We start from the raw sequence: 25,691 nt of genomic DNA on the forward strand, positions 1-25,691 counted from the left end.
AGCGTCGATGAGCGTCGTCTACAGCAGGCAGGGCTCCGGTGAGCCGCTCGTCCTCCTCCACGGGATCGGTCACCGCAAGGAGGCGTGGAACCCCGTGCTGTCACGGCTCGCCGCGCACCACGACGTCGTCGCTCTGGACCTCCCCGGTTTCGGCGCGTCGCGGGCCCTCCCGAGGAGCAGGCGCGACGGCATGGACCAGCTCACCGAGGCGCTGGCCGACTTCTTCGCCGCCGTCGGGATCGACCGGCCCCACGTCGTCGGCAACTCCCTCGGTGGCGCCCTGGCCCTCGAGCTCGCTGCCCGCGGCTCCGTGCGTACCGCGACGGCGCTCTCTCCCGCCGGGTTCTGGACCGAGCCCGGCCGCGCCTGGGCGTTCGCGGTATTGCTCGGGCTGAAGGGCACCTCCCGCCTTCCCGAGCCGTTCGTCCGCCGCATCTCGACCCGCCGCTGGACCCGGGCGGCGGCGATGTCGTCGCTGTTCGCCCACCCGGGGCGGATCACCGCCGACGACTTCCTCGGCGACACCTTCGCCCTGCGCGACGCCGACGCCTTCGTCCGGGTGCTTCGGTCGGGGGCGCGCTACCACTACCGCGGCCGGCCGTCGGTCCCGACGACGGTGGCCTGGGGGGCGAAGGACCGCATCCTCCTCCCGTCCCAGGCGCAGGAGGCACGTCGACGGCTCCCGACGGCGACGCACGTGGCCCTCCCCGGCTGCGGCCACGTCCCGATGATCGACGACCCCGACCTCGTCGCCGCAGTGATCCTCGAGCGCACGCGCGGAGTCTCGCCGGTTGCGGCCTGACCGGCGTACGGATCACGCCTTGCGGCGGCCACCCGGCCGCTCGCGAAGCCCGACCAGGGTGAACAGGAACACCAGCGCCGCCGTGATGCAGAGCAGCGTGAGCCCGACCGTGTAGGTGTGGTCCTCCTCGTTGTAGGTCGCACCCATCACCAGCGGCGGGAAGAAGCCACCGAGACCACCGGCGGCACCGACGATCCCGGTGACCGAGCCGGTCTTGTCGGCCGGGGCGCGCTGGGCGACCCACGCGAACACCGACCCCGACCCGAGCCCCAGGAACGCCGCCATCGCCACGAAGGCGAGACCGGCCGGCCACTCCGGCTCGGGACGCAGGGCGAGCACCACGGCCATCACCGCGGTGCCGGCGAGCGAGACGAGGGTGACGAACCGCGGCCCCAACCTGTCCGACAGTGCACCGCCGACGGGACGCGCGATCACGGCCGCCAGCGCAAACCCCGCCGTCCGCTCACCGGCCTCCGTGAGGCCGTACCCGTAGGTCGTCACGTCGCCGAGATAGGTGGGCAGATACGTGGAGAACGCCACGAACCCGCCGAACACGATCGCGTAGAGCAGGGACATCTGCCAGGTCACCGGCTCCTTGAGCGCCGCCAGGAGCTTGGGTCCGGCCTTGTCCGCCGCCGGGCTCCAGCGTGGGGAGTCCCGCATGAACGCCCAGCACGCCGCGGCCGTCGCCAGCAGGGCGACGGCGAGGATCACGTGCGTCGCCATGTAGCCGAACCAGTCCACGAAGCGCGGGGTGAAGAACGACGACAGCGCCGTGCCACCCATGCCCGCACCGAACAGGCCGGTCGCGAAGCCCTGGCGCGGCTTCTCGTACCACGCCTTCACCGTAGGGATGCCGACCGCGAACGTCGTGCCGCCGATGCCGAGGAAGAACCCGAAGACGAGAAGCAGGGCGTAGGAGTCGGCGTTGCCTGCCACCGCGACGAGGACCACGAACGGCGCCGTCGCGACGAGCAGGACGGTGAACATCAGCCGGCCGCCGTACTTGTCGGTGAGCGTGCCGGCCGCGATCCGGCCCAGCGACCCGACGATCACGGGGACCGCGACCGCGAGCGACTTCTGCGTGGAGCTCAGGTCCATGTCGCCGGCGTAGCGGGCCGCGAGCGGCCCGATCATGTTCCACGCCCAGAAGCTGATCGCGAACGCCCAGGTGGCGAGGATCAGGTTGCGGGTCTGGGCGGCCCTCGGGAGAGCAGGTGCGTCGGTGGCGGTGCTCATCGCGGTGCCTTTCGGTGATCCACGGCCTGGTCGGCCGGTCAGCGGTCGCGGTCCGGTGTGCCGACGGGCTCCCAGCCCGGCCGCGGCGCGCGGGTTGCGGAGACGTCGTCGCGGCTGCGATAGACGATGTAGGGGCGGAACAGGTAGTGGACCGGCGCCGTGAACGCATGCACCAGCCGCGTGAACGGCCAGATCGCGAAGAGCGCCAGGCCGACCAGCGTGTGCACGTGGAACGACGTGGACGCGGCCGCCATCGCGTCGACGTCCGGCTGGAGGACGAACAGGCTCCGGAACCAGGGCGACACCGTGTGCCGGTAGTCGGTGACGTTGGTGTCGAACACGCTCACGCCGGTGGTCACGAGCCCCGCGACGATCGCCGCGACCAGCACGACGTACATCGTCTTGTCGTTCTTGGTGGTGGCCATGAACACCGGCCCGGTCTTGCGCCGGCGATAGATCAGCATGACGACGCCGACGAGCGTGGCGAGACCGGCGATCGTCCCGAGCGACAGCGCCATCGCGTGGTACTCGCTTTCGCTGACGCCGATGGCGTCGGTCCACGCCTCCGGGACGAGCAGCCCGATGACGTGCCCGATCACCACGACGAGGATCCCGAAGTGGAACAGCGGGGACGCGATGCGCAGCAGCGCCGACTCGTAGAGCTGGGAGGACCGGGTGGTCCAGCCGAACTGGTCGTAGCGGTAGCGCCAGATCAGCCCGCCGACGAAGGTCGCGAGGACCAGGTACGGGATGACCCCCCACAGGACGACGTCCATCAGTGACCTCCGGAGTCCGACATCGGCAGGAGACGGGGGTCGTAGGAGTCGAGCCCGACCGTCTCCGTGGGTGGCCCCGCCATCGCCATCGCGGCGGCGCGGTCCTGCGGTCCCGGGCCGTCGTACGTCGCGCACACCCCGCGCAGCACGTGCGCCCACGGGGTGGGCGTCGCCCCGGGCTCGTCCTTGCCGGCGGTCTGCTCGAGCGCCAGCCGCAGCAGCTCCACGCTCGGCCGGTAGCGCTCGAGGAGCTCGCCGCCGCGCTCCGGGTCGTGCGCCGCCAGCTCCAGCACCATCGGCAGGTAGTCGGGGAGCTCGCCGTGGGTGTCCACGAGCAGTCCGGAGTCGCGGTAGGCCTGCTTGAACCCCGCGAGCACCTCGCCACGGCGCCGCGTGTCTCCGTCGGTGAAGTAGGAGAGGTAGAGCGGATGCTTGCGGTCCAGGTCGAAGACCTCGACGTACCGGCGCGCCAGCGCCTGCACCGGGGTCTCCTCGATGACGTCGATGAAGGCGAGGAGGTGCCGGTACGGCGCGCGGCGCGCGGTGCGACCGCGTCCGGCGGACTGCTCCTCGAGCGCAGCGCGGATCAGCGGGAGGCGTTCGACGAGCCGTTCGTCGGGATAGGCGAGGAGCAGCGCGGCGCTGCGGTGCGCGACCCGGTGGTCGGTCATGGGACGTCCTCCCGGTCGGTCGCCGGAGGCGGGAACATCCCCTGCGGAGCGCCGCGGCCGTCCCAGTTCAGGAGGTTCACCTGGCCGCTGCTCGAGGGGTCCGGGGCGGCCACGGTGTCGGTTCCCTGACGCTGCCTGAGCGCGTGGAAGTTCTCGACCGCCATCGGCACCGGCCGTCCGCTCGCCTCGCCGACCGCCCCCGACTCGTACATGCCCGGCCCTTCCTCGAAGTCGAGCGAGCAGCCGAGCTCCTCGAGGTCGTGGGCCTGCTCGGCGTGTGCCGTCGGGATCACGTACCGCTCGTCGTACTTGGCGATCGCCATCAGGCGGTACATCTCGTACATGTCCTCCTCGGACATGTCGACCGACGCCGGGATCGTGCCGTCAGGGACCTTGCCGAGGTTGATCCCGCGCATGTAGGACCGCATCGCGGCCAGCTTGCGCAAGACGCCGGTGATCACGTCGGTGTCCCCGGCGGTGAAGAGCTCGGCGAGGTACTCGACGGGGATGCGCAGCGCCTCGATCGCCCCGAACAGCGTGCGCTCGTCCTCCGCGTCGTGCCCCTGGTCGGCCAGCAGGTCGACGATCGGCGACAGCGGCGGGACGTACCAGACCATCGGCATCGTCCGGTACTCCGGATGCAGCGGCAGCGCGACCTTGTAGCGCTTGGCCAGCGCGTAGACCGGTGAGCGGCTCGCGCCCTCGATCCAGTCCTCCGGGATCCCGTCGGCCCGGGCCTGCGCACGGACCTGCGGGTCGTCGGCGTCGAGCATGAGGTCGAGCTGCGCCTGGTAGAGCTGCTGCTCGTCCTCGACGGACGCGGCCTCGGTGACGCGGTCGGCGTCGTAGAGGAAGACGCCGATGTAGCGCAGCCGTCCGACGCAGGTCTCGGCGCACACCGTCGGGATGCCGACCTCCACCCGCGGATAGCAGAAGGTGCACTTCTCGGCCTTGCCCGACTTGTGGTTGAAGTACATCTTCTTGTACGGGCAGCCGGTGATGCACTGCCGCCAGCCCCGGCACCGGTCCTGGTCCACGAGCACGATCCCGTCCTCGGACCGCTTGTAGATCGCACCGCTCGGGCACGACGCCATGCACGACGGGTTGAGGCAGTGCTCGCAGATCCGCGGCAGGTAGAACATGAAGGTCCGCTCGAGGTCGAAACGGATCTTGTCCTCGGACTCGCGGCGCACCTTCTCGACCATCGGGTCCTGCAGCACCGACTCCGGCCCACCGCCGAGGTTGTCGTCCCAGTTCGCCGACCAGGTGATCGCCATGTCCTTGCCGGTGATCAGCGACTTGGGGCGCGCCACGGGGAAGTCGTCACCCAGCGGCGCGCGGGTGAGGTTCTCGTAGTCGTAGGTCCAGGGCTCGTAGTAGTCCGACAGCTCGGGCTGGACCGGGCTGGCGAAGATGGTGAACAGCCGTCGGGCGCGTCCGCCGGTGCGCAGCGAGAGCCGCCCACGACGGTTGCGTACCCAGCCGCCCCGCCAGCGCTCCTGGTCCTCGTACCGGCGGGGATAGCCCTGACCGGGTCGGGTCTCCACGTTGTTGAACCAGACGTACTCGACGCCGCTGCGGTTGGTCCACGCCTGCTTGCACGTGACCGAGCAGGTGTGGCAGCCGATGCACTTGTCGAGGTTCATCACCATCGCGACCTGCGCCATGACCTTCATCGGTTCTCGCTCTCCGCCCGTGGCCGGCCTGGGCTCGGACTAGTACGTCACCGGCACGGTCCGCTTGCGGACGGTGCAGACGATGTCGCGCTGGTTGCCCGTCGGGCCGAGGTAGTTGAACGCGTAGGACAGCTGCGCGTACCCGCCGACGAGGTGGGTCGGCTTGACCAGCAGACGGGTGACGGAGTTGTGGATACCGCCGCGTCGACCGGTCTTCTGCGACTTCGGGACGTCGATCAGGCGCTCCTGCGCGTGGTGGACGTAGACGACGCCGTCGGGCATCCGGTGGCTCACGATCGCGCGCGCGACGAAGACACCGTTGGCGTTGTCGCACTCCACCCAGTCGTTGTCGGCGACCTCGATCCGGTCGGCGTCCCCGACGCTCATCCACACCATCGGACCGCCGCGCGACAGCGAGAGCATGAGGAGGTTGTCCTGGTACTCCGAGTGGATCGACCACTTGTTGTGCGGGGTGAGGTACCGGACCGCGATCTGCAGGGCACCGTCCTCCACGGGAGCCGCAGCGTCTCCCACGGCCACGTCTCCGTACATGCGGTGCATGTCCAGGGGCGGACGGTACGTCGGCAGCTGCTCGCCGTAGTCGCGCATCCAGGCGTGGTCGAGGTAGAAGTGCATCCGCCCGGTGAGCGTGTGGAACGGCTTCAGGCGCTCGATGTTGACCGTGAACGGCGCGTAGCGTCGCCCGCCGGTCTCCGATCCCGACCACTCCGGAGAGGTGATCACCGACTGCGGAGCCTCCTGCGTCATCCGGAAGGTGATCTGCTTCTCCTCCGCGCCCTCGGCGAGGTCGACGAGCGGGCGGCCCGTGCGCCGCTCGAGGTCGCGGAAGCCCTGTGCGGCGAGGTGCCCGTTGGTCGTCCCGGAGAAGGTGAGGATCGCCTCCGCCATCCGCGAGTCGGTGTCGATCGCGGGCCGGCCCTCGGCCGCTCCCGACCCCATCACGCCGTGCTTGGCACCGAGCGAGGCGACCGCCTCCTCGAGGTCGTAGGTGATGTTCTTGGTGGTGAAGCCGAGCTGCTCGGCCTTGGGCCCGACGGCGGCGAGCTTGTCCGCGATCGCGGTGTAGTCGCGCTCGACGACGGCCACGACCGGCATCGTCTTGCCGGCGACCGGATCGGTCTGCCCCTCCCTCCAGTCGAGGCTCCGCCCGCCGGGCTGCGCGATCTCGCCCGGTGTGTCGTGCTGCAGCGGGACGGTGACCAGGTCCTTGCGGACCCCCAGGTGCGTCTTCGCCATCTCCGACAGCCTCACCGCGATCGCGGTGAACATGTCGAAGTCGCTGCGTGTCTCCCACGGCGGGTCGATCGCCGGGGTGAAGGCGTGCACGTACGGGTGCATGTCGGTCGAGGAGAGGTCGTACTTCTCGTACCAGGTGGCAGCCGGGAGGACGATGTCGGACAGCAGCGTCGTCGAGGTCATCCGGAAGTCGGCCGACACGAGCAGGTCGAGCTTGCCCCGCGGCGCCTCGTCCCGCCACCGGATCGTGCGCGGCGGCTCCGGTGCGTCGGTGTCGTCGACGTTCGACCGGGTGCCGAGCAGGTACTCGAGGAAGTACTCGTTGCCCTTCGCCGACGAGCCGAAGAGGTTCGAGCGCCACAGCACGAGCGTGCGCGGCCAGTTCTGCGGTGCGTCGACGTCGTCGATCGCCGCGTTCAGGCTGCCGTCCCGGAGCCGGTCGGCGATCCACGAGCCCGCGTCCGCCGCCGAGCCGGCGGCCGTCGCCGCGCCCGCCTCGTCGGCGAGGTCGAGCGGGTTGCGGTCGAACTGCGGATAGAACGGCATCCATCCCATCCGTGCCGACTTCGCGATCAGGTCGGCGGTGTGCAGGCCGCCGAGGTCGCCCTCCGCGAGCGGTGAGGCGAGGACGTCCTGGTGGGAGCCGTCGGAGCGCCACTGGCCGGTGTGCATGTACCAGTACGACGTGCCGGTCATCGTCCGCGGCGGGCGCGACCAGTCGAGCGCGTTGGCCAGCGACAGCCAGCCGGTGATCGGACGGCACTTCTCCTGGCCGACGTAGTGCGCCCAGCCGCCGCCGTTGCGCCCCATGGCTCCGGTGATCATGAGCAGCGTCAGGATCGCCCGGTACGTGACGTCCCCGTGGAACCACTGGCAGACGCCCGCGCCCAGGATGATCATCGTCCGCCCGCCCGACTCCTCGGAGTTCTGGGCCATCTCGCGTGCGATCCGGATGCACTGCGACGCGGGCACCGACGTGATCGCCTCCTGCCAGGCCGGCGTGTACGGCGACGACGCGTCGTCGTACCCGGTCGGCCACTCGCCGGGCAACCCGTCGCGGCCGACGCCGTACTGCGCGAGCATCAGGTCGAGCACCGTGGTGACGGTGTGCTCCCCGACGCGACGGACCGGGATGCCGCGCCGGATCACGCTTCCCGAGCCGTCGGGGGCGTCGAAGGCGGGCATCAGCACCTCGGCCGGCCGCGCGTCCGGGCCGATCACCGACAGCGCGGGGTCGACCTCGCCGAGGTCGAGGTTCCAGCGGCCCTCACCCTCCTCGCCGTAGCGGAACCCGACCGATCCGTTGGGGACCACCGGCTCGTTCGTACGGGCGTCGAGGAGCACCGTCTTCCACGCCTCGTTCTGCGACGTCCCCGAGCCCTCGAGGTCGGCTGCGGTGAGGAAGTTCTCCGGGACCCAGGAGCCGTCGTCGGACTGCCTGAGCCGGACGAGGAAGGGCAGGTCGGTGTACTGCTTCACGTAGTCGGTGAAGAACGGGACCTGGCGCTCGATGTAGTACTCCTTGAGCATCACGTGGCCCATCGCCATCGCCATCGCCGCGTCGGTGCCGGCCTGCGCCGGCATCCACTCGTCGGCGAACTTCGTGTTGTCGGCGAAGTCGGGTGAGACCGCGACCACCTTGGTGCCGCGATACCTCGCCTCCGCCATCCAGTGCGCGTCCGGCGTGCGGGTGACGGGGACGTTCGACCCCCACATCAGCAGGTACGAGGCGTCCCACCAGTCACCGGACTCCGGGACGTCGGTCTGGTCGCCGAACACCTGCGGGCTCGCCACCGGGAGGTCGGCGTACCAGTCGTAGAACGACGTCATGACGCCGCCGATGAGCTGGATGAAGCGCGTGCCGATGCAGTGCGACACCATCGACATCGCCGGGATCGGAGAGAAGCCCGCGCACCGGTCCGGCCCGTACGTCTTGATCGTGCTCACGTGCGCGGCGGCGGCGATCTCGACCGCCTCCTCCCACGAGATGCGGACGAGGCCACCCTTGCCGCGGGCCTGCTGGTAGCGGCGACGCTTGTCAGGGTCTGCCGCGATCTCCGCGAAGGCGAGGACCGGGTCGCCGAGACGCTCCTTGGCCTCGCGGTACATCTCGATCAGGACACCTCGTCCGTACGGGTAGCGCACCCGGGTGGGCGAGTAGGTGTACCAGGAGAAGGCCGCGCCGCGAGGGCATCCGCGCGGCTCGTACTCGGGGCGGTCCGGTCCCGTGGTGGGATAGTCGGTCTGCTGCGCCTCCCACGTGATGATCCCGTCCTTGACGTAGACCTTCCACGAGCACGACCCCGTGCAGTTCACCCCGTGCGTGGACCGAACGACCTTGTCGTGGCTCCACCGGTCGCGATAGAAGACGTCGCCGCGGCGACCGCCCTTGCGATAGACAGCGCGCCGGTCAGCACTCTCGTCCCAGCGTGAGAAGAAGTCACCGAGCGCGAGCAGGGCCTCCGACGCAGGACCGTCCGTGCCCCCGCCGGATCCCCGGCGCCGAGCACGCGCTCGTCCTTCACGGGTGGTCTGAGTCATCACAGCCTCCTCTCGCGACAACGTAGGTCGGACCGGGCATGGCCGCGACCGGAACTTCTGCGGCCCTCGGACCCCCTGTTCGCCGCCGAGCGGGGCGGGCCGGGGCCGACTACGCTCACCGTCATCGCCCGCACGGAGACGGAGGTTCGTATGCGCGACGTCGCTGCGCTCACCGAGGAGTACGTCGACGCCGCCAGCTCGGCGCCGCACGGAAGGAGCGCCGAGCTGGTGCTCACCGACGGCCCGTTGCGCCAGAGCGTCCTCGGGCTCGCCGAGGGCGCCGAGCTCTCCGAGCACGAGGCACCGCCGGCAGGCAGCATCCTGGTGCTCACGGGCGCGATCGAGGTCGTCGGCGCGTCCGGCACGACCGCCCTCGAGACGGGCATGCTCGCGCAGATCCCCCGCGAGCGTCACTCGGTGAAGGCGCTCGCCGACTCGGTCTTCCTGCTCACCGCTGTGACCGACATCTGACGCACCGGCGGGTAGGCCCTCGATCCGTGGGTACCGACGCGGCATGAAGGACATCGCAGCTGCCACGACGCCGGAGCGGAAGGCCGTCCAGACCGTACGAGCGATGGCTGCCGTGGTCGGCGCCACGTTCGTGCTCGTCGGGATCTTGGGATTCGTCCCGGGGGTGACGACGAACCTCGACGCGATCACCTGGGCCGGTCACGAGAGCGACGCCGAGCTCTTCGGCCTCTTCGAGGTCTCCGTGCTGCACAACATCCTCCACCTCGGGTTCGGGGTGGCCGGGCTGGTCCTCGCGCGGAGCGTGATCGGCTCGCTGCGCTATCTCCTCTGGGGCGGCGTCGCCTATCTGGGCCTGTGGGCGTACGGCGTCATGGTCGACCACGACCACGGCGCCAACATCGTCCCCGTGAACGATGCCGACAACTGGCTCCACCTCGGGCTGAGCATCGGCATGATCTTCCTGGCCGCCGTCGGGCGAGGACTGCTGACGCCCCGCGCGGCCGAACGCGCGCCTGGACGTGCCACGAACTGACGGGATCGCTCAGGTCGGGGCGCTCACACCAGGAACTGGAACGCCGGGTCGTCCGGAGACAGCTTCGTGGCGCGCACCGGCGAGTCCTCGAGCCGCGCGACCAGCCCGCCGAGATCGTCGGGAGAGCCGAGCTCGATACCGACGAGCGCCGGCCCTGTCTCCCGGTTGTGCCGCTTGACGTACTCGAAGAGCGTGATGTCGTCGTCCGGCCCGAGCACCTCGTCGAGGAACCGCCGCAGCGCCCCTGGCTCCTGCGGGAACTCCACGAGCCAGTAGTGCTTCACGCCGCGCGAGACCAGCGCCCGCTCGATCACCTCGGCGTAGCGGCTCACGTCGTGGTTACCACCGGACACGACCGCGACGACCGACTCGCCCGGCGCCACGAGCCCGGGCACGCGCAGGGCAGCCGCGGCGAGCGCCCCGGCAGGCTCCGCGATCACGCCGTCGACCTCGAAGAGGGCGAGCATCTCCTCGCTCACGGTGCCGGCGTCGACATCGACCAGCTCGACCGCCCGGCCGCGACGGGCCAGGTCCTCGAGGACGGCCCAGGTGTGGTCCCCCACCCGGCGAACCGCGGCACCGTCGACGAACGCGTCGACCTCGTCCAGCGTGACCGGAACGCCCTTGCCCATCGCCGCGGCCATGCTCGCCGCGCCTGAGGGCTCCACACCGACGATGCGGGTGTGCGGGTGGCGTACCGCGAGCCACGCCGCCATGCCCGCGACCAGGCCCCCTCCTCCGACCGGCACGACGACGACGTCCGGGGCCGAGCCGAGCTGCTCACCGACCTCTCGCGCGACGGTGCCCTGCCCGGCGATCACGTCCGGGTGGTCGAACGCGGGCACGATCGTCGCGCCGGTGCGGGAGGCGTCTTCGTACGCGGCCGCGCTCGCGGCGTCGTAGGTGTCCCCACCGACGATGACCTCGACCGCGTCGCCGCCGAGCGTCGCGATGCGGTCGCGCTTCTGTCGCGGCGTGGTCCGCGGGAGGTAGATGCGTGCGTGCGCGCCGAGGGCACGCGCGGCGTACGCGACTCCCTGGGCGTGGTTGCCTGCGCTCGCGGCGACGAGGCCGCGCCCGCGTTCGGCGTCGTCCAGCCGCGAGATCATGTGGAAGGCGCCGCGGAGCTTGTAGGAGCGGACGACCTGGAGGTCCTCACGCTTGAGCCACACGTCGGCACCCGTCTGCTCGCACAGGCGGACGTCGCGCTCGAGCGGTGTCCGCAGAGCGACCCGGGAGACGGGCTCGTAGGCGGCGTCGACGTCGTCAGCGGTCACAGGCACACCGTCCAGCGTAAGGACGGGCGCCTGTCCCACTCGCACTCGCCCGCCCGTCGAGACGCCCACCGAGACGCACGTCACGGGCGCGTCAAGATCGCGTCAAGGCCGGTCAAGGTCGCGTCAAGGTCGGCCGCAGGCAGCCGTCAGCGGCCAAGACTCGGCGTCATGAGTCTTGACACCGGCCTCCTGATCACACTGGTGGCCCTTCTGATCGGCTACCTGGTCGCCTCTCTCATCCACCCGGAGCGGTTCTGATGAGCGACGGTCTCGCAGGCGCGCTGAGCCTGCTCGCCCTCGTCGCCCTGCTGGCCTTGGCCTACCGCCCTCTTGGCGACTACATCGCCCGGACGCTCGAGAGCCCGCGCCACAGCCGCGTCGAGCGCCCGCTGTACCGGCTCGCCGGGGTGAACCCGGACGCGACGCAGAGCACCCGCTCGTACGCGCTGGCCGTCGTCGGCTTCTCCGTCGTGAGCCTCCTCCTCCTGTACGTCCTGCTGGTCGCACAGTCGGCCCTGCCCTACTCCCGCGGGATGGGGGGCATGCCCTGGGACATGGCGCTCAACACCGCCGTCTCGTTCGTCACCAACACCAACTGGCAGTCGTACGCCGGTGAGTCGACGCTCGGCTGGACCGCGCAGGCCGCCGGGCTCGCCGTGCAGAACTTCGTGTCGGCCGCGGTCGGCATCGCGGTCGCCGTCGCTCTGATCCGCGGCTTCACGCGAGACCGCTCGGACCAGCTCGGCAACTTCTGGGTCGACCTCGTCCGGGTGAGCCTGCGGGTCCTCCTCCCCATCGCCTTCGTCGGGGCCGTGCTGCTCGTGGTCGTGGGCACCGTGCAGAGCTTCGGCGCGGACCAGGTCGTGGACACGGTCACCGGCGGGCAGCAGACGATCACGACCGGGCCGGTCGCGAGCCAGGAGGCGATCAAGGAGCTCGGCACCAACGGCGGCGGGTTCTTCAACGCGAACTCGGCCCACCCCTTCGAGAACCCGAACGGCTTCTCGAACCTGCTCGAGATCTTCCTCATCCTCCTGATCCCGGTCGCCCTGACCCGCACGCTGGGCACGATGCTCGGCAACCGTCGGCAGGGATACGCGGTCCTGGCGGCGATGGGCGCCCTCTTCGTCACCTCGCTCGCAGTGACCACCTGGGCCGAGGTCGGTGCGCACGGACAGTCCGCACAGGCTGCCGGCGCCGCGATGGAGGGCAAGGAGACACGCTTCGGTGAGTGGGCATCCGCCCTCTTCGCCACCGCGACGACCGGCACCTCGACCGGGGCCGTCAACGCCGCGCACGACTCGTTGACCCCGACGGGCGGAGGAGCGGTCCTCGTCAACATGATGCTGGGCGAGGTCGCGCCCGGCGGTGTCGGCGCCGGGATCTACGGCATCCTCGTGATGGCGATCCTCGCGGTCTTCGTCGCAGGTCTCATGGTCGGCCGTACGCCCGAGCTGCTCGGGAAGAAGATCCGCTCGACCGAGATGCGCTACGTGGCGCTCTACACGCTGACCACGCCTGCCCTCGTCCTCGTCGGCGTCGGGATCGCGATCGGCCTCCCCAGCACCGCAGCAGCGATGGGCAACCCGGGAGGCCACGGCTTCTCCGAGGTCGTCTACGCGTTCACGTCGGCGGCGAACAACAACGGCAGCGCGTTCGGCGGCATCACGGTGACGTCCACGTTCTTCCAGCTGATGCTCGCCGCGGCGATGCTGCTCGGCCGGTTCGTGCCGATCCTGTTCGTCCTCGCCCTGGCCGGCTCGCTGGCGCGCCAGGGGAAGGTCCCCGAGACGACCGGCACCCTTCCCACTCACACTCCCCTGTTCGCGGGCCTGCTGGTCGGGGTCGTCCTCGTGATGACCGGGCTGACCTACTTCCCCGCGCTCGCCCTCGGTCCGATCGCGGAGGCCCTCGCATGACCCTCTCCCAGCTCGTGAGCCAGGCGCCGACGGCCCTGGCCAAGCTCGACCCGCGCCACATGTGGCACAACCCGGTGATGTTCGTGGTGCTCGTCGGGTCCGTCCTCACCACCGTCCTCGCCCTCGCCGACCCCGGCTTCTTCACGATCGCGATCGCGGTCTGGCTGTGGTTGACGGTGATCTTCGGCAACCTCGCCGAGGCCGTCGCCGAAGGACGCGGCAAGGCGCAGGCCGCCTCGCTGCGCGCCGCCCGCAAGGACACGGTCGCCCGACGCCTCGACCGCGACGGCACCGAGACGGAGGTCCCCGGCACGGACCTCGCGATCGGTGACCGGGTGGTCGTCGCGGCCGGGGAGGTCATCCCGGGCGACGGCGACGTGGTCGAGGGCATCGCGTCGGTCGACGAGTCGGCGATCACCGGCGAGTCCGCTCCTGTGATCCGCGAGGCAGGCGGTGACCGGTCGGCGGTGACAGGCGGCACGACCGTGCTGTCGGACCGGATCGTCGTGAGGATCACCGCGGCCCCGGGCAGCACGTTCCTCGACACGATGATCGCGCTCGTCGAGGGCACCTCGCGGCGCAAGACACCCAACGAGAACGCCCTGACGATCCTGCTGTCCAGCCTCACGATCGTCTTCCTGCTGGCGGTCGCGACGCTGGCACCGATGGCAGACTACGCGGGTGCACCGCAGCGCACGCTCGTCCTGGTGGCGCTGCTGGTCTGCCTGATCCCGACCACCATCGGCGCTCTCCTCTCGGCCATCGGCATCGCCGGCATGGACCGGCTCGTGCGGGTCAACGTCCTCGCGATGTCGGGTCGCGCCGTCGAGGCCGCAGGTGACGTCGGCACGCTGCTGCTCGACAAGACCGGGACCATCACGTACGGCAACCGCCGCGCGACGTCCTTCGTCCCGCAGGCGGGTCTGGACCCCGAGGTCCTGCGGGACACCGCACGACTCTCGAGCCTTGCCGACCCCACTCCTGAGGGCCGGTCGATCGTCGAGCTCGCCCTCACGCAGGGCGCTCCCGACGTGCCGCTCCCGGTCGGGGCCCAGATCGTCGAGTTCTCCGCATCGACGCGCATGTCCGGGGTCGACCTCGCCGACGGGACGGTGGTCCGCAAGGGCGCCTGGTCGGCCGTCCTCGCCTGGCTCGACCAGACCGCTCTGCCCCCGAGCGTCGAGTCTGCCGTGGAGCGCATCAGCGCGGACGGCGGCACCCCGCTGGTCGTCGCCGTCCGCCCCGCGCACGGCAGCGCAGGACAGGTCCTCGGCGTGATCCACCTCAAGGACGTCGTGAAGCCCGGCATGGCCGAACGCTTCGCCGAGCTGCGCCGGATGGGCATCCGTACGGTCATGGTGACCGGCGACAACGCGGTCACGGCGAAGGCGATCGCGGCGGAGGCCGGTGTGGACGACGTCCTCGCCGAGGCGACGCCCGAGGAGAAGATGGCCTACATCCGTCAGGAGCAGGCCGGCGGCCGCCTGGTCGCGATGACCGGTGACGGCACGAACGACGCTCCCGCGCTGGCCGCGGCCGACGTCGGCGTCGCGATGAGCTCGGGAAAGTCGGCCGCCAAGGAGGCCGGCAACATGGTCGACCTGGACTCCGACCCGACGAAGCTCATCGACATCGTCGAGATCGGCAAGCAGCTGCTCATCACCCGAGGCGCTCTGACGACCTTCTCCGTGGCGAACGACGTCGCCAAGTACTTCGCGATCATCCCCGCGATGTTCGTCGCGGCCTACCCCGGCCTGGAGTCGTTGAACGTCATGCGGCTGCACAGCCCCGAGTCGGCGATCCTCTCGGCAGTCGTCTTCAACGCGCTCATCATCGTCGCGCTGATCCCGCTGTCGCTCAAGGGCGTGAAGTACCGGGTGACCTCCGCGGCCGGACTGCTGCGACGCAACCTCCTGGTCTACGGCCTCGGTGGCCTGGTGGCGCCGTTCGTCGGGATCAAGATCATCGACCTCCTCCTCTCGACCCTCTTCGGCTCCGCACTGTGAGCCCGTACGGAAAGGGCACGCGCATGACCACGACCACCACCCCCGCGGACCGGGAGTCCGATGCGGCACCTGTCCACGCCCCGCTCGGCGCCGGGCTCCTGCGTCAGACCGCGACGGGGCTCCGCATCCTGCTCGTCCTCACGGTGATCCTCGGGATCGGCTACCCCGCAGCCGTCTGGGCCGTCGGCCAGGTCGTCGCGCACGACCACGCGAACGGGCAGGTCGTCGAGGTCGACGGCCGACCCGTCGGATCCGCGATCATCGGGCAGACCTTCGAGGACCCGGCGCTGTTCCACCCGCGGCCGTCGGCCACCGAGTACGACGCGCTGGCGAGCGCCGCGAGCAACCTCGGCCCGTCGAACCCGGACCTTCTCGCCTCGATCGAGGAGCGGAGGACCGCCGTCGCCGAGGAGGAGGGGGTCGCCCCGTCCGACGTCCCGGCCGACGCCCTCACCGCCTCCGGCTCCGGCCTCGACCCACACATCTCGCCGGTGTACGCCGACCTCCAGGTGGCACGCGTCGCCGAGGCCAACGGCCTGGACCCGTCGACAGTGCGCGACCTCGTCACCGAGCACACCGCCGGGCGCACGCTCGGCTTCCTCGGCGAGGAGGGAGTGAACGTCCTGCTGCTCAACCTTGCGATCCTCGACGCCGCGAAGGCCTGACAGGATGGCGGACATGGACCATCCGCCCTCGCACCGCGGGCGGCTCCGGGTCTATCTCGGGGCCGCTCCCGGCGTCGGCAAGACCTACCGGATGCTCGACGAGGCGCGACGCCGCCGCGACCGCGGGACCGACGTCGTCGTCGGGTTCGTCGAGACCCACGGCCGGGTCCACACCGCCGAGCAGCTCGACGGTCTCGAGCTCGTCCCCCGACGTCGGGTCACGTACCGGGAGTCGACGTACGAGGAGATGGACCTCGACGCCGTCCTGGCCCGGCGGCCCGAGGTCGTCCTGGTCGACGAGCTCGCTCACACCAACGTCCCTGGCGTTACGCACGCCAAGCGCTGGGAGGACGTGGACGCGCTCCTGGCCGCCGGGATCGACGTCGTCACCACCCTCAATGTCCAGCACCTGGACTCGCTGAACGACGTCGTGGAGGCGATCACCGGGGTCCGGCAGCGGGAGACCGTGCCCGACCAGGTGGTGCGCAGCGCCGACACCGTCGAGCTGGTCGACATGAGTCCCGAGGGGTTGCGGCGCCGGCTGGCCCACGGCAACGTCTACTCCGCCGACCGGGTGGACGCGGCGCTGTCCCGCTACTTCCGGGAGGGCAACCTCGCGGCGCTCCGCGAGCTCGCGCTGCTCTGGGTGGCCGACCGGGTCGACGAAGGGCTCGAGCGCTACCGGCACGAGCACCAGATCGATGCGACCTGGCCGGCGCGGGAGCGGATCGTGGTCGCGGTGACCGGTGGCGCGGAGTCCGCGACCCTCTTCCGCCGGGCGGCGCTCATCGCCGGTCGGACCGCGGGCGGCGAGTGGCTGGCGGTCTACGTCGCCCGTCGCGACGGCTTGTCGGGCACCTCGCCCGACCAGCTGGCACGCCAGCACGCGATGGTCACCGACCTGGGAGGCAGCTTTCACACCGTGGTCAGCGACGACGTCGCCGACGGGATCCTCTCGTTCGCGCGGGCGGAGAACGCGTCGCAGATCCTCATCGGCGCCAGCAGGCGCGGACGGTGGTCCGTGGCCCTGCGTCCTGGGGTCGGCGAGCGGGTGATCGCCGGATCGGGAGACGTGGACGTCCACATCGTCAACCACCAGGAGGCGCGGAGAGGCACCCGAGACCGGCGGCGGCCCGACCTCGGGACCCGGCGCACCGTCCTGGGCTACGGCCTCGGCGTGGTCCTCCCGGTGCTCGCTGCGCTCCTCCTGAACCTCACCGCCGACTTGCACGACCTCACTCTCGAGTCGATGGTCATGCTGAGCGTGGTGGTGCTGGTCGCGCTGGTGGGCGGTCTGGTGCCGGCCCTCGTGGCGGCCCTGCTGTCCGCGGCCCTTCTGAACTGGTTCTTCGTGGCCCCGGTGCACACGCTGGCGATCGCGCGCGGCCAGTACATCGCGGTGATCGGCGTCTTCGTCGTGGTGGGCGTCGCCGTCGCGTCGGTCGTCGACGTCGCGGCAGGACGGGCCGCGCAGGCGCGGCGGGCGTCGACCGAGGCCGACGCGCTGGCGGTCCTCTCCCACAGCCTCCTCCATGCGGGCGAGAGCCTGCCGACGCTGCTCGCACAGGCGTGCAAGGTCTTCGGCATGCGTGGCGCGGCGATCCTGGAGCGGGCGTCGCCCGGGTGGGAGACGGTCGCCGCGTACGGCGACGCACCGGACACCGTCTCGGCTGCCGACGTCGAGGTGCCCATCGACGACCACACCTCCCTGGTGCTCCGGGGACGGACGCTCGCGGCCTCGGACCGGCGGCTCCTCACCGCCTACGCCGCGCACGCCCGAGTCGTCAGGGACCGTACGCGAGCGGCGGACCAGCGCGTGCACGCGCACGAGCTGGCCGAGGCCGACCGGACGCGTACGGCCCTCCTCGCCGCGGTCTCGCACGACCTGAGGAGTCCGCTGGCCGCCATCAAGGCCGCCGCCTCGAGCCTGCGCAACGACGAGATCACCTGGTCGCCGGAGGACGAGGCCGAGCTGGTGATGACGATCGAGGAGTCTGCCGACCGCCTCGACGCGCTGGTCGCCAACCTCCTCGACATGAGCCGCCTCCGCGCAGGCGCGCTCACCGCGCTCCCCACCGACGTCGACGTCGTCGAGGTCGTCCGCAGGGCGGTCGCGGGGCTGCCTGACGCCGAACGCATCGAGGTCCGGGCGGCGGAGGGTCTCCCGGGGGCGTGCGCCGATGCGGGTCTCCTCGAACGCGTCCTCGCCAACCTGGGCGAGAACGCTCTCAAGCACACCTCGGGTCCGGTGCAGGTCCAGGCGTCGGCGTACACGGAGTCCGACGGCGCTCGCCGGGTGTCCGTGCGCGTGGTCGACCACGGCCCGGGGGTGCCGTCCCAAGGGCGCGACCGTATGTTCGCCCCCTTCCAGCGCCTGGGTGACGTGCCGCAGGGTGACGGTGTCGGTCTCGGTCTGGCCGTGGCGCGTGGGCTCACCGAGGCGATGTCGGGCACGCTGGAGGTCGAGGAGACGCCGGGCGGTGGCCTGACCTTCGTCGTCACGCTGCCGCAGGCACCGGTCTCCGGGGGCCCACCGGACGAGGAGCCAGGATGACCGTCGTGCTGGCGGTCGACGACGACCGCGCGATCCTGCGGACGCTCCGCATCAACCTCCGCGCACGCGACTACGAGGTCGAGACCGCCGGCGACGGACGGTCGGCGCTGCAGGCCGTCGCCGAGCGGGTCCCTGACGTGATCCTGCTCGACCTCGGCCTGCCCGACGTGAGCGGCACCGAGGTGATCCGCCGGATCCGTGCCACGAGCAGCGTGCCGATCGTCGTGCTCTCCGCGCGCCACGAGGCCGACGACAAGGTCGAGGCGCTCGACGCGGGTGCGGACGACTACGTGACGAAGCCGTTCGGGATGGAGGAGCTGCTCGCTCGCCTGCGGGCGGCCGTACGCAGGGGCGGGACCTCCCCGTCGCCGTCGCCCGCGGTCTCCGTCGGCGGACTCGTCATCGACCCCGAGGACGGCACCGCCGTGAAGTCCGGCGTGGAGGTGCACCTGACCCCGACGGAGTGGAGGATCGTCACCGCCCTGCTGCGGCGTCCCGGGCGGCTCGTCCGCCAGAGCGAGCTCCTGCGTGAGGTGTGGGGACCGGCGTACGAGCGCGAGACCCACTATCTGCGGGTCTATCTCGCGCAGATCCGCCGCAAGCTCGAGGACGACCCCGCCAACCCCAGGCACTTCGTCACCGAGCCAGGGCTGGGCTACCGCTTCGTCGGGTGAGCGCTCCCGGGCTCAGCGCACGCTCGGGCGGTCGATGATCCAGCGCCACGTCCCGTCGGGCTGACGCCGCGCGACCTCGCACGTCGCGCCGCCGGCACCGGCGTCCATCGGCAGCACCGTCGTGGAGAGGGCCACGTCGCCTCGAACCAGCGGCCGACGCGGGATGCCCGCCCGGATCGGCCGGTGACCGGCGAGGGCGCGCGCGTAGAAGGCACGGATGTCGTCGTGCCCGACCGCGAGGCGGCCGTCGGGCATCTCGAGCACGGCCGTCGGCTCGTAGAGCGCGACGACGCCCTCGACGTCGCGGGCGGTGAGGCGCTCGACGAGCTGCACGCTCAGCTCGTCGGGAGTGCGTGGGGCGGCGAGGAGATCGGACGACGTGGACATGTGTTCGAGAGTAGGTGCGGGCACTGACACGTCTCGGCGCTCGGGTCTAGCGTGCTGGAGCATGACGGAGATCGTGCTGTTCCACCACGCCCAGGGGCAGACCGAGGGGTTCATCGGGTTCGCCGACGAGCTCCGTGCGGCCGGCCACACCGTGCACACGCCCGACTACTTCGACGGCCGGACGTTCACCAGCGTCGAGGAGGCTGTCGGCTACCGCGACGAGGTCGGCCGGGAGGAGCTGATGCGCCGCGCAGGAGCGGCGGTCGACGGGCTTCCGGCCGAGGTCCTGTGGATGGGGATGTCGCTCGGGGCGGTCTTCGCCCAGCTCGAGGCCCAGACCCGACCCGGGGCCCTCGGTGCTGTCTTCCTCTACGGCGTGCTGCCTCCCGAGGCACTCGGTTCGACCTGGCCCGCCGGACTCCCCGCCCAGGTCCACGGCATGGTCGACGACCCGTGGATCAACTGGGATGCCGAGGTCGCGCCGTTCGCCGAGGCCTCCGGGGCGGAGGTGTTCCGCTATCCCGGGACCCGTCACCTGTTCGGCGAGGTCGGCAACGTCGACTACGACTCCGACGCGGCCGGCCTGCTGCGCGAGCGCGTGCTCGCCTTCGCCTCCCGCGTCGGCTGACGAGGAGGTCCCGCGATGTCATCGATGAGCGACGCCCCACGACTCCCGATCAGCTCGGCGACCCGGTGGCGCGCCTGGCTCGCCGACCACCACGCCGACCCAGACCCCGGGGTCTGGGTGGTGTGGGCTCGACACGAGGCCGACCGCCCCGACCTCTCGTACGAGGCGTTGATCGAGGAGGCCCTGGCCTTCGGCTGGATCGACGGTCAGGCCAAGGGCCTCGACGACGAGCACTCGATGCTGTGGATGACCCGCCGTCGCCCCGGCTCGGTGTGGAGCCGCCTGTCGAAGGAGCGTGTCGCCCGCGTCGAGGCCTCCGGACGCATGACTCCTGCCGGCCGGGAGGCGATCGACCGGGCGAAGGCCGACGGGTCGTGGACCGTGCTCGACTCCGTCGAGGCGATGGAGGTCCCCGACGACCTCGCGGCCGCCCTGGACGCCGACCCCGAGGCACGGCGTCAGTTCGACGCGTTCACCGCCGGGCGCCGCAAGCAGATCCTGCGCTGGCTCGTCGACGCGAAGCGGCCCAGCACCCGTGAGACGCGGATCGCCGAGGTGGTCCGGCTCGCCGCCCAGGGGATCGCCGCCAACAACCGGTAGCCAGGACGTCGCAGCGGTCACCCGAGGGGCTGGAGCACCTCGAGCCGGTTGCCGAACGGGTCTGCGGTGTAGAAGCGCCGGTGCCCTGGGAACGCGTCGTCCCAGGTCACCTCGATGCCGGCCGCCGCGAGCCGCGCAGCCACGTCGTCGATCCGCGCGACGAGCATGCCGGGGTGCGCCTTGTGCGCGGGTCGGAAGTCCTCCTCGACCCCCAGATGCACCTCCACGCCGCCCGACCGGAACCAGCAGCCGCCCCGAGCCCCGAGCTCGGCGGGCTTCTCCAGCTCGTGCATGCCGAGCACACCGCCCCAGAACGCACGGCACGCGTCCTCGCCGCCGGCCGGGATCGCCAGCTGGACGTGGTGCAGGTGGACGAAGGCGAGGTGCTCCGGGTCGGAGTGCGGGACCGTCATGGCGGCCACGCTATCCGGGCGCGCCCTCCCGGAACACCCGCGCCGACGCGATGGTTGTCCTCATACGTGAGCCGTTCTCCCGACACCGTGACCCTGGTCGACGTGGTCGTGATCGGCGCAGGGCAGGCCGGGCTCTCGGCGGCGTACCACCTCCAGCGGCTCGGGGCCTCGTTCGTCGTCCTCGATGCGAACCCCGCTCCCGGGGGCGCGTGGCAGCACCGGTGGCGCACGCTGACGATGGGTGACGTCCACGGGATCGCGACCCTTCCGGGACTCGATGTGCCCGAGGCCGTGGACGACGCGGCCGCCCGGGACTTCGTTCCCGCGTACTACGCCGCCTACGAGGAGCGCTTCGGCCTCCCCGTCGTCCGACCGGTGCGGGTGAGCGCAGTCGAGGACGCCGACCCCGGGAACCGCGGCGGGGACCTCCTCATCCGCACGGATGCCGGCGTGTGGCGCGCGCCGGCGGTCATCAACGCCACGGGTACGTGGGAGCGACCGTTCTGGCCGAGCTATCCAGGAGCGTCGTCGTTCCGCGGCCGCCAGCTCCACACCCACGGCTACGAGGGACCCGAGGACCTCGCCGGTCTGGACGTGGTCGTCGTGGGCGGCGGCGCCTCCGCCGTGCAGGTCCTCGGCGAGATCGCCCCGCTCGCCGCGTCGACGACCTGGGTCACGCGTCGCGAGCCCGTGTGGCGCGTCGGCGACTTCGACCCGGACGCCGGCCGCGAGGCGGTGGCGCTGGTCGAGGAGCGCGTACGGCAGGGCCTCCCGCCGCAGAGCGTCGTGAGTGTGACCGGTCTGCTGCTGCGCCCTCAAGAGGCACGCGCCGCGGCGATGGGGGCGTACGAGCGGCACCCGATGTTCACGCGGATCGAGCCCGAGGGGGTGCGGATGGCGGACGGGACCTTCCGGCACGCGGACGCCATCGTGTGGGCCACGGGCTTCCGGGCCGTGCTGCGCCACCTGGCGCCGTTGCACCTGCGCGAGGACACCGGCGGAGTGCGTCTCGTCGCCCGTGAGGATGCGCACACCCCGACGACCGCGGCACGCGACCACCGGGTGCAGCTGGTCGGCTACGGGCCCTCGGCGTCGACGATCGGGGCCAACCGGGCGGGGCGGGTGGCCGCCCGGTCGGCGGTGCGGGTCCTCGACGACCGAGCCGCCGCCTGAGCCGATGCAACGGCTTGCACTGCAACGAGTTGCATATACACTCGGCGCATGGCCCTGGAGCACGCGATCCTCGTCTCGCTCGCCGAACGATCGGCGTGCGGCTACGACCTGACGCGCCGGTACGACAAGTCGATCGGCTACTTCTGGAAGGCCAGCCACCAGCAGATCTACAAGGAGCTGGGGCGGATGGAGGGTGACGGGCTGGTGGAGTCGCACCCGGTTCCGCAGGACGGCCGACCGGACAAGAAGGTGTACGCCATCACCGGCGCGGGGCACGCCGCGCTGCTCGAGTGGTCACGCACACCGAGCCCGTCAGAAGCCTCCCGGAGCGACTTCGCGGTCAAGCTCCGCGGGCTGCCGTACTGCGACCGCGACGCCGTTCTCGCCGACGTACGCCGCCGGGCGGAGACCCACCGCGAGCGGCTCGCGTACTACCGCGCCGACGAGGCTCGCAACTTCTCCGACGCCGATGCGCTCGACGACGGCCAGCGCGCGCAGTACGCCGTGCTCCGTGGAGGTCTGCTGCTCGAGCAGGCCGGGCTCGACTGGTGCGAGGAGGTCGAACGGCTGCTCAAACAGCCGAGCGCGCCTTCCGCCTCGACCGGAGCGCCGTGAACGCCACCCACAGGATGCCGACCGCGATCGAGACGGCCACGACGATCAGCACCGCGTGGACCCACAGGAAGCCGGTCGGCGTGCTGTCCCCGACGGCGCCCTCCCACGCTCGCTCGTCGTCCCACACCGCCATCCCGAACCGCGGCCAGATGACGATGTTGAACACCCCGGCCAGCACCAGGAACCACGCAGCACGACGAGAGATCACCCGTCTAGTGAACACCAGAGGATCCCATGGCTGAGCAGCCCGCCCCCACCCCGTACCCGCACCTCCTCTCCCCGATCACGGTCGGCGGGGTCACGCTGCGCAACCGCGTGATGATGGGCTCGATGCACACCAAGCTCGAGGACCGGGCGAGCGACATCTCCAAGCTCGCGGCGTACTTCGCCGAGCGGGCCGAGGGTGGCACCGCGCTCCTCGTCACCGGCGGGTACGCCCCGAGCTGGCGTGGCTGGCTCAGCCCGATGGGCTCGACCATGGCATCCCGTCGCCTGGCCGACCGCCACCGGGAGGTCACGGAGGCGGTCCACGCCCACGACAGCCGCATCCTCATGCAGGTGCTGCACGCCGGCCGGTACGGATACTCCCCTTTCTCCAAGGGCGTCTCGGCGAAGAAGTCGCCGATCACCCCGTTCAAGCCGAGCGCGATGAGCACCCGCGAGGTCGAGCGGACGATCCACGACTTCGTGCGCGCCGCGCTGCTCGCCCAGCGCGCCGGCTACGACGGCGTCGAGGTCATGGGGTCCGAGGGATACCTCATCAACCAGTTCCTCGCGGCCCGCACCAACGACCGCACCGACGCCTGGGGTGGCACCGCCGCGAAGCGGATGCGCTTCCCCGTCGAGGTCGTCCGCCGCATCCGTGAGGCCACCGCGGAGCAGTTCATCGTCCAGTACCGGATCTCGCTGCTCGACCTCGTCGACGACGCGCAGACCTGGGAGGAGACCGTCGAGCTGGCCCGCAAGCTCGAGGAGGCGGGCGCGTCGATCCTCAACACCGGGATCGGCTGGCACGAGGCCCGCGTCCCCACGATCGTCACCTCGGTGCCACGCGCCGCGTTCGCCTGGGTGACCGGCAAGCTGCGTCCCGAGGTCGGGATCCCGGTGATCGCCTCGAACCGCATCAACACCCCGGAGATCGCCGAGAAGATCCTCGCCGACGGCCAGGCCGACATGGTGTCGATGGCGCGCCCGCTGCTCGCCGACGCCGCGTTCGTCAACAAGGCGGCCGCCGGCCGCGCCGACGAGATCAACACCTGCATCGCCTGCAACCAGGGCTGCCTCGACCACACCTTCAGGAACCAGCGCGCGACCTGCCTGGTCAACCCCCGCGCCGGCTACGAGACCGAGCTGCGCCTCCTCCCCGTCCCCGAGCCGCGCCGCAAGCGGGTCGCCGTCGTCGGCGCCGGCCCCGCGGGACTCGCTGCAGCCACGGAGATCGCCGACCGCGGGCACCAGGTGACCCTGTACGAGGCCGACGACCAGGTGGGCGGGCAGTTCCGGCTGGCACAGCGGATCCCCGGCAAGGAGGAGTTCGCCGAGACGCTGCGCTACTACGCACGGCGCCTCGAGACCACCGGCGTCGACGTGCGGCTCTCGACCCGGGCGACCGTCGCCGACCTTCAGGCGTACGACGAGGTCGTCGTCGCGACCGGCGTCGTCCCTCGGGTGCCGGAGATCAAGGGCCTGGACCACGCGAGCGTGGCGTCGTACCCCGACGTGATCGAGGGCCGCGTCGAGGCCGGAGAGAGGGTCGCCGTCATCGGCGCGGGCGGGATCGGCTTCGACGTCGCCGAGTTCCTCCTCCACGAGCCGGACGAGGACCTCGACGAGTGGATGGCACGCTGGGGCGTGACCGACCCCGAGCTCGAGCGCGGGGGCCTCGCGACCAAGGTCAAGGCGCCGCCGAAGCGAGTGGTGTGGCTCCTCCAGCGCAAGGACGCACCGCTGGGCAAGGGCCTCGCCAAGACCTCGGGCTGGGTCCACCGCGCCACGCTCAAGGACGCCGGCGTCCACATGCTCGGCGGCGTCACGTACGAGTTCGTCGACGACGCGGGGCTCCACATCCTCGACCAGGACGGCGCCGAGCAGGTCCTCGCGGTCGACACCGTCGTGGTGTGCGCAGGACAGGAGTCGGTCGCCGACCTCGCCGAGCCGCTGCGCGAGGCCGGCGTGAGCGTGCACGTGATCGGTGGCGCCGACGTGGCCGCCGAGCTGGACGCCAAGCGCGCCATCCGCCAGGCGACGGAGCTGGCCGCCCGCCTCTGAGCCGCGAGCCGATGCGGCGCTGAGCGGCCAGGATGAGGGCATGAGACTCGCCTACGGCTGCATGGGACTCGGGTCCGCCGGACCCGCACCGACCGACGAGGAGGTCGACCGCGCAGAGGCCGCGGTCCGCACGGCGTACGACATCGGCATCCGTCTCTTCGACCATGCCGACATCTACGGCGGCGGATCCGCGGAGTCGGTGTTCGGGACCGTCCTCGCCCGCAACCCGGGCCTGCGGGACCAGCTCGAGATCCAGACCAAGTGCGGGATCGTCCTCGGCGGCGCGGAGAACGGCAACGCGTACGACCTGTCCCGCGAGCACATCCTCGCCTCGGTGGAGGGGAGCCTCGCGCGGCTCGGCATCGATCGGCTCGACCGCCTGCTCCTGCATCGCCCGGACCCGCTCGCCCGACCGGAGGAGATCGCCGACGCGTTCGACGTGCTGCGGGCCGAGGGCACGGTCCGCGGCTTCGGCGTCTCCAACATGGCCGCGTCGCACATCGCTCACCTGCGCTCGGCGGTCGATCAGCCGCTCGAGGTCGACCAG

At 71.3% G+C, this 25,691-nt stretch carries 24 protein-coding genes; 15 read left to right on the top strand and 9 right to left on the bottom strand.

Features of this window, described 5'->3' with window-relative positions:
• The first annotated feature begins 7 nt into the window (after nt 1-7).
• Complete coding sequence (locus tag PV363_RS01530) at nt 8-802, top strand: alpha/beta fold hydrolase (RefSeq protein WP_301021543.1); 795 nt, start codon at nt 8-10, stop codon at nt 800-802.
• Between the two features lie 12 nt (nt 803-814).
• On the opposite strand, the gene PV363_RS01535 is transcribed toward PV363_RS01530, so the two are convergent.
• Genes PV363_RS01535 through PV363_RS01555 form a run of 5 tightly spaced genes read right to left on the bottom strand, consistent with a single transcriptional unit; the run spans nt 815 to nt 8,962 of the window.
• On the bottom strand, nt 815-2,041 hold the full coding sequence (locus PV363_RS01535) for an MFS transporter (protein ID WP_301021544.1): 1,227 nt from the start codon (nt 2,039-2,041) through the stop codon (nt 815-817).
• Between the two features lie 38 nt (nt 2,042-2,079).
• Entirely contained in the window at nt 2,080-2,817 is a 738-nt protein-coding gene (narI, locus tag PV363_RS01540) for a respiratory nitrate reductase subunit gamma (protein WP_220345574.1), read from the bottom strand.
• Nucleotides 2,817-3,488 carry a nitrate reductase molybdenum cofactor assembly chaperone gene (narJ, locus tag PV363_RS01545; protein ID WP_220366697.1) on the bottom strand — a complete coding sequence of 224 codons (672 nt, stop codon included), beginning with the start codon at nt 3,486-3,488 and terminating at the stop codon, nt 2,817-2,819. Before narJ ends, narI begins: the two co-directional genes overlap by 1 nt.
• Nucleotides 3,485-5,164 carry a nitrate reductase subunit beta gene (narH, locus tag PV363_RS01550; protein WP_220342602.1) on the bottom strand — a complete coding sequence of 560 codons (1,680 nt, stop codon included), beginning with the start codon at nt 5,162-5,164 and terminating at the stop codon, nt 3,485-3,487. The genes narJ and narH overlap by 4 nt, the downstream gene beginning before the upstream one ends.
• A gap of 39 nt (nt 5,165-5,203) precedes the next feature.
• A complete protein-coding gene (locus PV363_RS01555; RefSeq protein WP_301021545.1) occupies nt 5,204-8,962 on the bottom strand; it encodes a nitrate reductase subunit alpha in 3,759 nt (1,252 codons plus the stop codon).
• A gap of 150 nt (nt 8,963-9,112) precedes the next feature.
• Between PV363_RS01555 and PV363_RS01560 the strand changes: the two genes are divergently transcribed.
• Together PV363_RS01560 and PV363_RS01565 are read left to right on the top strand one after the other, a co-directional pair.
• Nucleotides 9,113-9,433, top strand: a complete 321-nt coding sequence (locus PV363_RS01560; protein ID WP_220342604.1) for a hypothetical protein — start codon at nt 9,113-9,115, stop codon at nt 9,431-9,433.
• A 43-nt stretch (nt 9,434-9,476) separates the two neighbouring features.
• Entirely contained in the window at nt 9,477-9,965 is a 489-nt protein-coding gene (locus PV363_RS01565; RefSeq protein ID WP_255559828.1) for a DUF4383 domain-containing protein, read from the top strand.
• 23 nt (nt 9,966-9,988) lie between these two features.
• Here the strand turns inward: PV363_RS01565 and ilvA are convergent, their stop codons facing one another.
• Nucleotides 9,989-11,248, bottom strand: coding sequence for a threonine ammonia-lyase IlvA (gene ilvA, locus PV363_RS01570; protein ID WP_301021546.1), 1,260 nt, complete (start codon nt 11,246-11,248; stop codon nt 9,989-9,991).
• A gap of 162 nt (nt 11,249-11,410) precedes the next feature.
• Here ilvA and kdpF point away from each other — a divergent pair, with 162 nt between their 5' ends.
• From kdpF to PV363_RS01600, 6 genes are read left to right on the top strand one after another with little or no spacing between them, the layout of a single operon-like run.
• Entirely contained in the window at nt 11,411-11,500 is a 90-nt protein-coding gene (gene kdpF, locus PV363_RS01575; protein ID WP_167000460.1) for a K(+)-transporting ATPase subunit F, read from the top strand.
• Nucleotides 11,500-13,161 carry a potassium-transporting ATPase subunit KdpA gene (gene kdpA / locus PV363_RS01580; protein WP_220342605.1) on the top strand — a complete coding sequence of 554 codons (1,662 nt, stop codon included), beginning with the start codon at nt 11,500-11,502 and terminating at the stop codon, nt 13,159-13,161. Before kdpF ends, kdpA begins: the two co-directional genes overlap by 1 nt.
• Entirely contained in the window at nt 13,158-15,167 is a 2,010-nt protein-coding gene (gene kdpB / locus PV363_RS01585; protein ID WP_301021547.1) for a potassium-transporting ATPase subunit KdpB, read from the top strand. The genes kdpA and kdpB overlap by 4 nt, the downstream gene beginning before the upstream one ends.
• 23 nt (nt 15,168-15,190) lie before the next feature.
• Nucleotides 15,191-15,832 carry a potassium-transporting ATPase subunit KdpC gene (kdpC, locus tag PV363_RS01590; RefSeq protein WP_220342607.1) on the top strand — a complete coding sequence of 214 codons (642 nt, stop codon included), beginning with the start codon at nt 15,191-15,193 and terminating at the stop codon, nt 15,830-15,832.
• Between the two features lie 13 nt (nt 15,833-15,845).
• On the top strand, nt 15,846-18,386 hold the full coding sequence (locus PV363_RS01595; protein ID WP_301021548.1) for an ATP-binding protein: 2,541 nt from the start codon (nt 15,846-15,848) through the stop codon (nt 18,384-18,386).
• On the top strand, nt 18,383-19,060 hold the full coding sequence (locus PV363_RS01600) for a response regulator (protein ID WP_301021549.1): 678 nt from the start codon (nt 18,383-18,385) through the stop codon (nt 19,058-19,060). Before PV363_RS01595 ends, PV363_RS01600 begins: the two co-directional genes overlap by 4 nt.
• Nucleotides 19,061-19,072: 12 nt before the next feature.
• Here PV363_RS01600 and PV363_RS01605 read toward each other — a convergent pair whose 3' ends face one another.
• Nucleotides 19,073-19,447 (bottom strand): nuclear transport factor 2 family protein, encoded by a 375-nt coding sequence (locus tag PV363_RS01605; protein ID WP_220342610.1) that lies wholly within the window; start codon nt 19,445-19,447, stop codon nt 19,073-19,075.
• Between the two features lie 61 nt (nt 19,448-19,508).
• On the opposite strand from PV363_RS01605, the gene PV363_RS01610 reads away from it, so the two are divergent.
• Nucleotides 19,509-20,075: a dienelactone hydrolase family protein gene (locus PV363_RS01610; protein ID WP_220366693.1), complete on the top strand. Its 567-nt coding sequence runs from the start codon at nt 19,509-19,511 to the stop codon at nt 20,073-20,075.
• Nucleotides 20,076-20,090: 15 nt separating this feature from the next.
• Nucleotides 20,091-20,675, top strand: coding sequence for a YdeI/OmpD-associated family protein (locus tag PV363_RS01615; protein ID WP_220342612.1), 585 nt, complete (start codon nt 20,091-20,093; stop codon nt 20,673-20,675).
• A gap of 17 nt (nt 20,676-20,692) precedes the next feature.
• Here the strand turns inward: PV363_RS01615 and PV363_RS01620 are convergent, their stop codons facing one another.
• Nucleotides 20,693-21,088: a VOC family protein gene (locus PV363_RS01620; RefSeq protein ID WP_301021550.1), complete on the bottom strand. Its 396-nt coding sequence runs from the start codon at nt 21,086-21,088 to the stop codon at nt 20,693-20,695.
• Between the two features lie 66 nt (nt 21,089-21,154).
• Here PV363_RS01620 and PV363_RS01625 point away from each other — a divergent pair, with 66 nt between their 5' ends.
• Both PV363_RS01625 and PV363_RS01630 read left to right on the top strand, forming a co-directional pair.
• Nucleotides 21,155-22,261: an FAD-dependent oxidoreductase gene (locus PV363_RS01625; RefSeq protein WP_301021551.1), complete on the top strand. Its 1,107-nt coding sequence runs from the start codon at nt 21,155-21,157 to the stop codon at nt 22,259-22,261.
• 48 nt (nt 22,262-22,309) lie between these two features.
• Nucleotides 22,310-22,876: a PadR family transcriptional regulator gene (locus tag PV363_RS01630; protein ID WP_301021552.1), complete on the top strand. Its 567-nt coding sequence runs from the start codon at nt 22,310-22,312 to the stop codon at nt 22,874-22,876.
• Here PV363_RS01630 and PV363_RS01635 read toward each other — a convergent pair.
• Nucleotides 22,833-23,084: an SCO4848 family membrane protein gene (locus PV363_RS01635; RefSeq protein ID WP_220342615.1), complete on the bottom strand. Its 252-nt coding sequence runs from the start codon at nt 23,082-23,084 to the stop codon at nt 22,833-22,835. The genes PV363_RS01630 and PV363_RS01635 overlap by 44 nt on opposite strands.
• A 26-nt stretch (nt 23,085-23,110) precedes the next feature.
• On the opposite strand from PV363_RS01635, the gene PV363_RS01640 reads away from it, so the two are divergent.
• Both PV363_RS01640 and PV363_RS01645 read left to right on the top strand, forming a co-directional pair.
• On the top strand, nt 23,111-25,144 hold the full coding sequence (locus tag PV363_RS01640) for an NADPH-dependent 2,4-dienoyl-CoA reductase (RefSeq protein ID WP_301021553.1): 2,034 nt from the start codon (nt 23,111-23,113) through the stop codon (nt 25,142-25,144).
• A gap of 40 nt (nt 25,145-25,184) precedes the next feature.
• A partial coding sequence (locus PV363_RS01645; protein ID WP_301021554.1) for an aldo/keto reductase occupies nt 25,185-25,691 on the top strand: 507 nt, incomplete at its 3' end.

The sequence above is a fragment of the Mumia sp. genome, from assembly GCF_028803055.1.
Taxonomy (GTDB): domain Bacteria; phylum Actinomycetota; class Actinomycetes; order Propionibacteriales; family Nocardioidaceae; genus Mumia.

Bases quoted from the DNA above. Each gene is read 5' to 3' on its own strand.
- PV363_RS01610 (WP_220366693.1), top strand. From the start codon at position 19,509: ATGACGGAGATCGTGCTGTTCCACCACGCCCAGGGGCAGACCGAGGGG.
- narH (WP_220342602.1), bottom strand. From the start codon at position 5,164: ATGAAGGTCATGGCGCAGGTCGCGATGGTGATGAACCTCGACAAGTGC.
- kdpB (WP_301021547.1), top strand. From the start codon at position 13,158: ATGACCCTCTCCCAGCTCGTGAGCCAGGCGCCGACGGCCCTGGCCAAG.
- narJ (WP_220366697.1), bottom strand. From the start codon at position 3,488: ATGACCGACCACCGGGTCGCGCACCGCAGCGCCGCGCTGCTCCTCGCC.
- PV363_RS01530 (WP_301021543.1), top strand. From the start codon at position 8: ATGAGCGTCGTCTACAGCAGGCAGGGCTCCGGTGAGCCGCTCGTCCTC.
- PV363_RS01595 (WP_301021548.1), top strand. From the start codon at position 15,846: ATGGACCATCCGCCCTCGCACCGCGGGCGGCTCCGGGTCTATCTCGGG.
- PV363_RS01605 (WP_220342610.1), bottom strand. From the start codon at position 19,447: ATGTCCACGTCGTCCGATCTCCTCGCCGCCCCACGCACTCCCGACGAG.
- PV363_RS01615 (WP_220342612.1), top strand. From the start codon at position 20,091: ATGTCATCGATGAGCGACGCCCCACGACTCCCGATCAGCTCGGCGACC.
- PV363_RS01560 (WP_220342604.1), top strand. From the start codon at position 9,113: ATGCGCGACGTCGCTGCGCTCACCGAGGAGTACGTCGACGCCGCCAGC.
- kdpF (WP_167000460.1), top strand. From the start codon at position 11,411: ATGAGTCTTGACACCGGCCTCCTGATCACACTGGTGGCCCTTCTGATC.
- kdpA (WP_220342605.1), top strand. From the start codon at position 11,500: ATGAGCGACGGTCTCGCAGGCGCGCTGAGCCTGCTCGCCCTCGTCGCC.
- PV363_RS01600 (WP_301021549.1), top strand. From the start codon at position 18,383: ATGACCGTCGTGCTGGCGGTCGACGACGACCGCGCGATCCTGCGGACG.
- PV363_RS01565 (WP_255559828.1), top strand. From the start codon at position 9,477: ATGAAGGACATCGCAGCTGCCACGACGCCGGAGCGGAAGGCCGTCCAG.
- PV363_RS01535 (WP_301021544.1), bottom strand. From the start codon at position 2,041: ATGAGCACCGCCACCGACGCACCTGCTCTCCCGAGGGCCGCCCAGACC.
- PV363_RS01640 (WP_301021553.1), top strand. From the start codon at position 23,111: ATGGCTGAGCAGCCCGCCCCCACCCCGTACCCGCACCTCCTCTCCCCG.
- PV363_RS01555 (WP_301021545.1), bottom strand. From the start codon at position 8,962: ATGACTCAGACCACCCGTGAAGGACGAGCGCGTGCTCGGCGCCGGGGA.
- narI (WP_220345574.1), bottom strand. From the start codon at position 2,817: ATGGACGTCGTCCTGTGGGGGGTCATCCCGTACCTGGTCCTCGCGACC.
- PV363_RS01620 (WP_301021550.1), bottom strand. From the start codon at position 21,088: ATGACGGTCCCGCACTCCGACCCGGAGCACCTCGCCTTCGTCCACCTG.
- PV363_RS01630 (WP_301021552.1), top strand. From the start codon at position 22,310: ATGGCCCTGGAGCACGCGATCCTCGTCTCGCTCGCCGAACGATCGGCG.
- kdpC (WP_220342607.1), top strand. From the start codon at position 15,191: ATGACCACGACCACCACCCCCGCGGACCGGGAGTCCGATGCGGCACCT.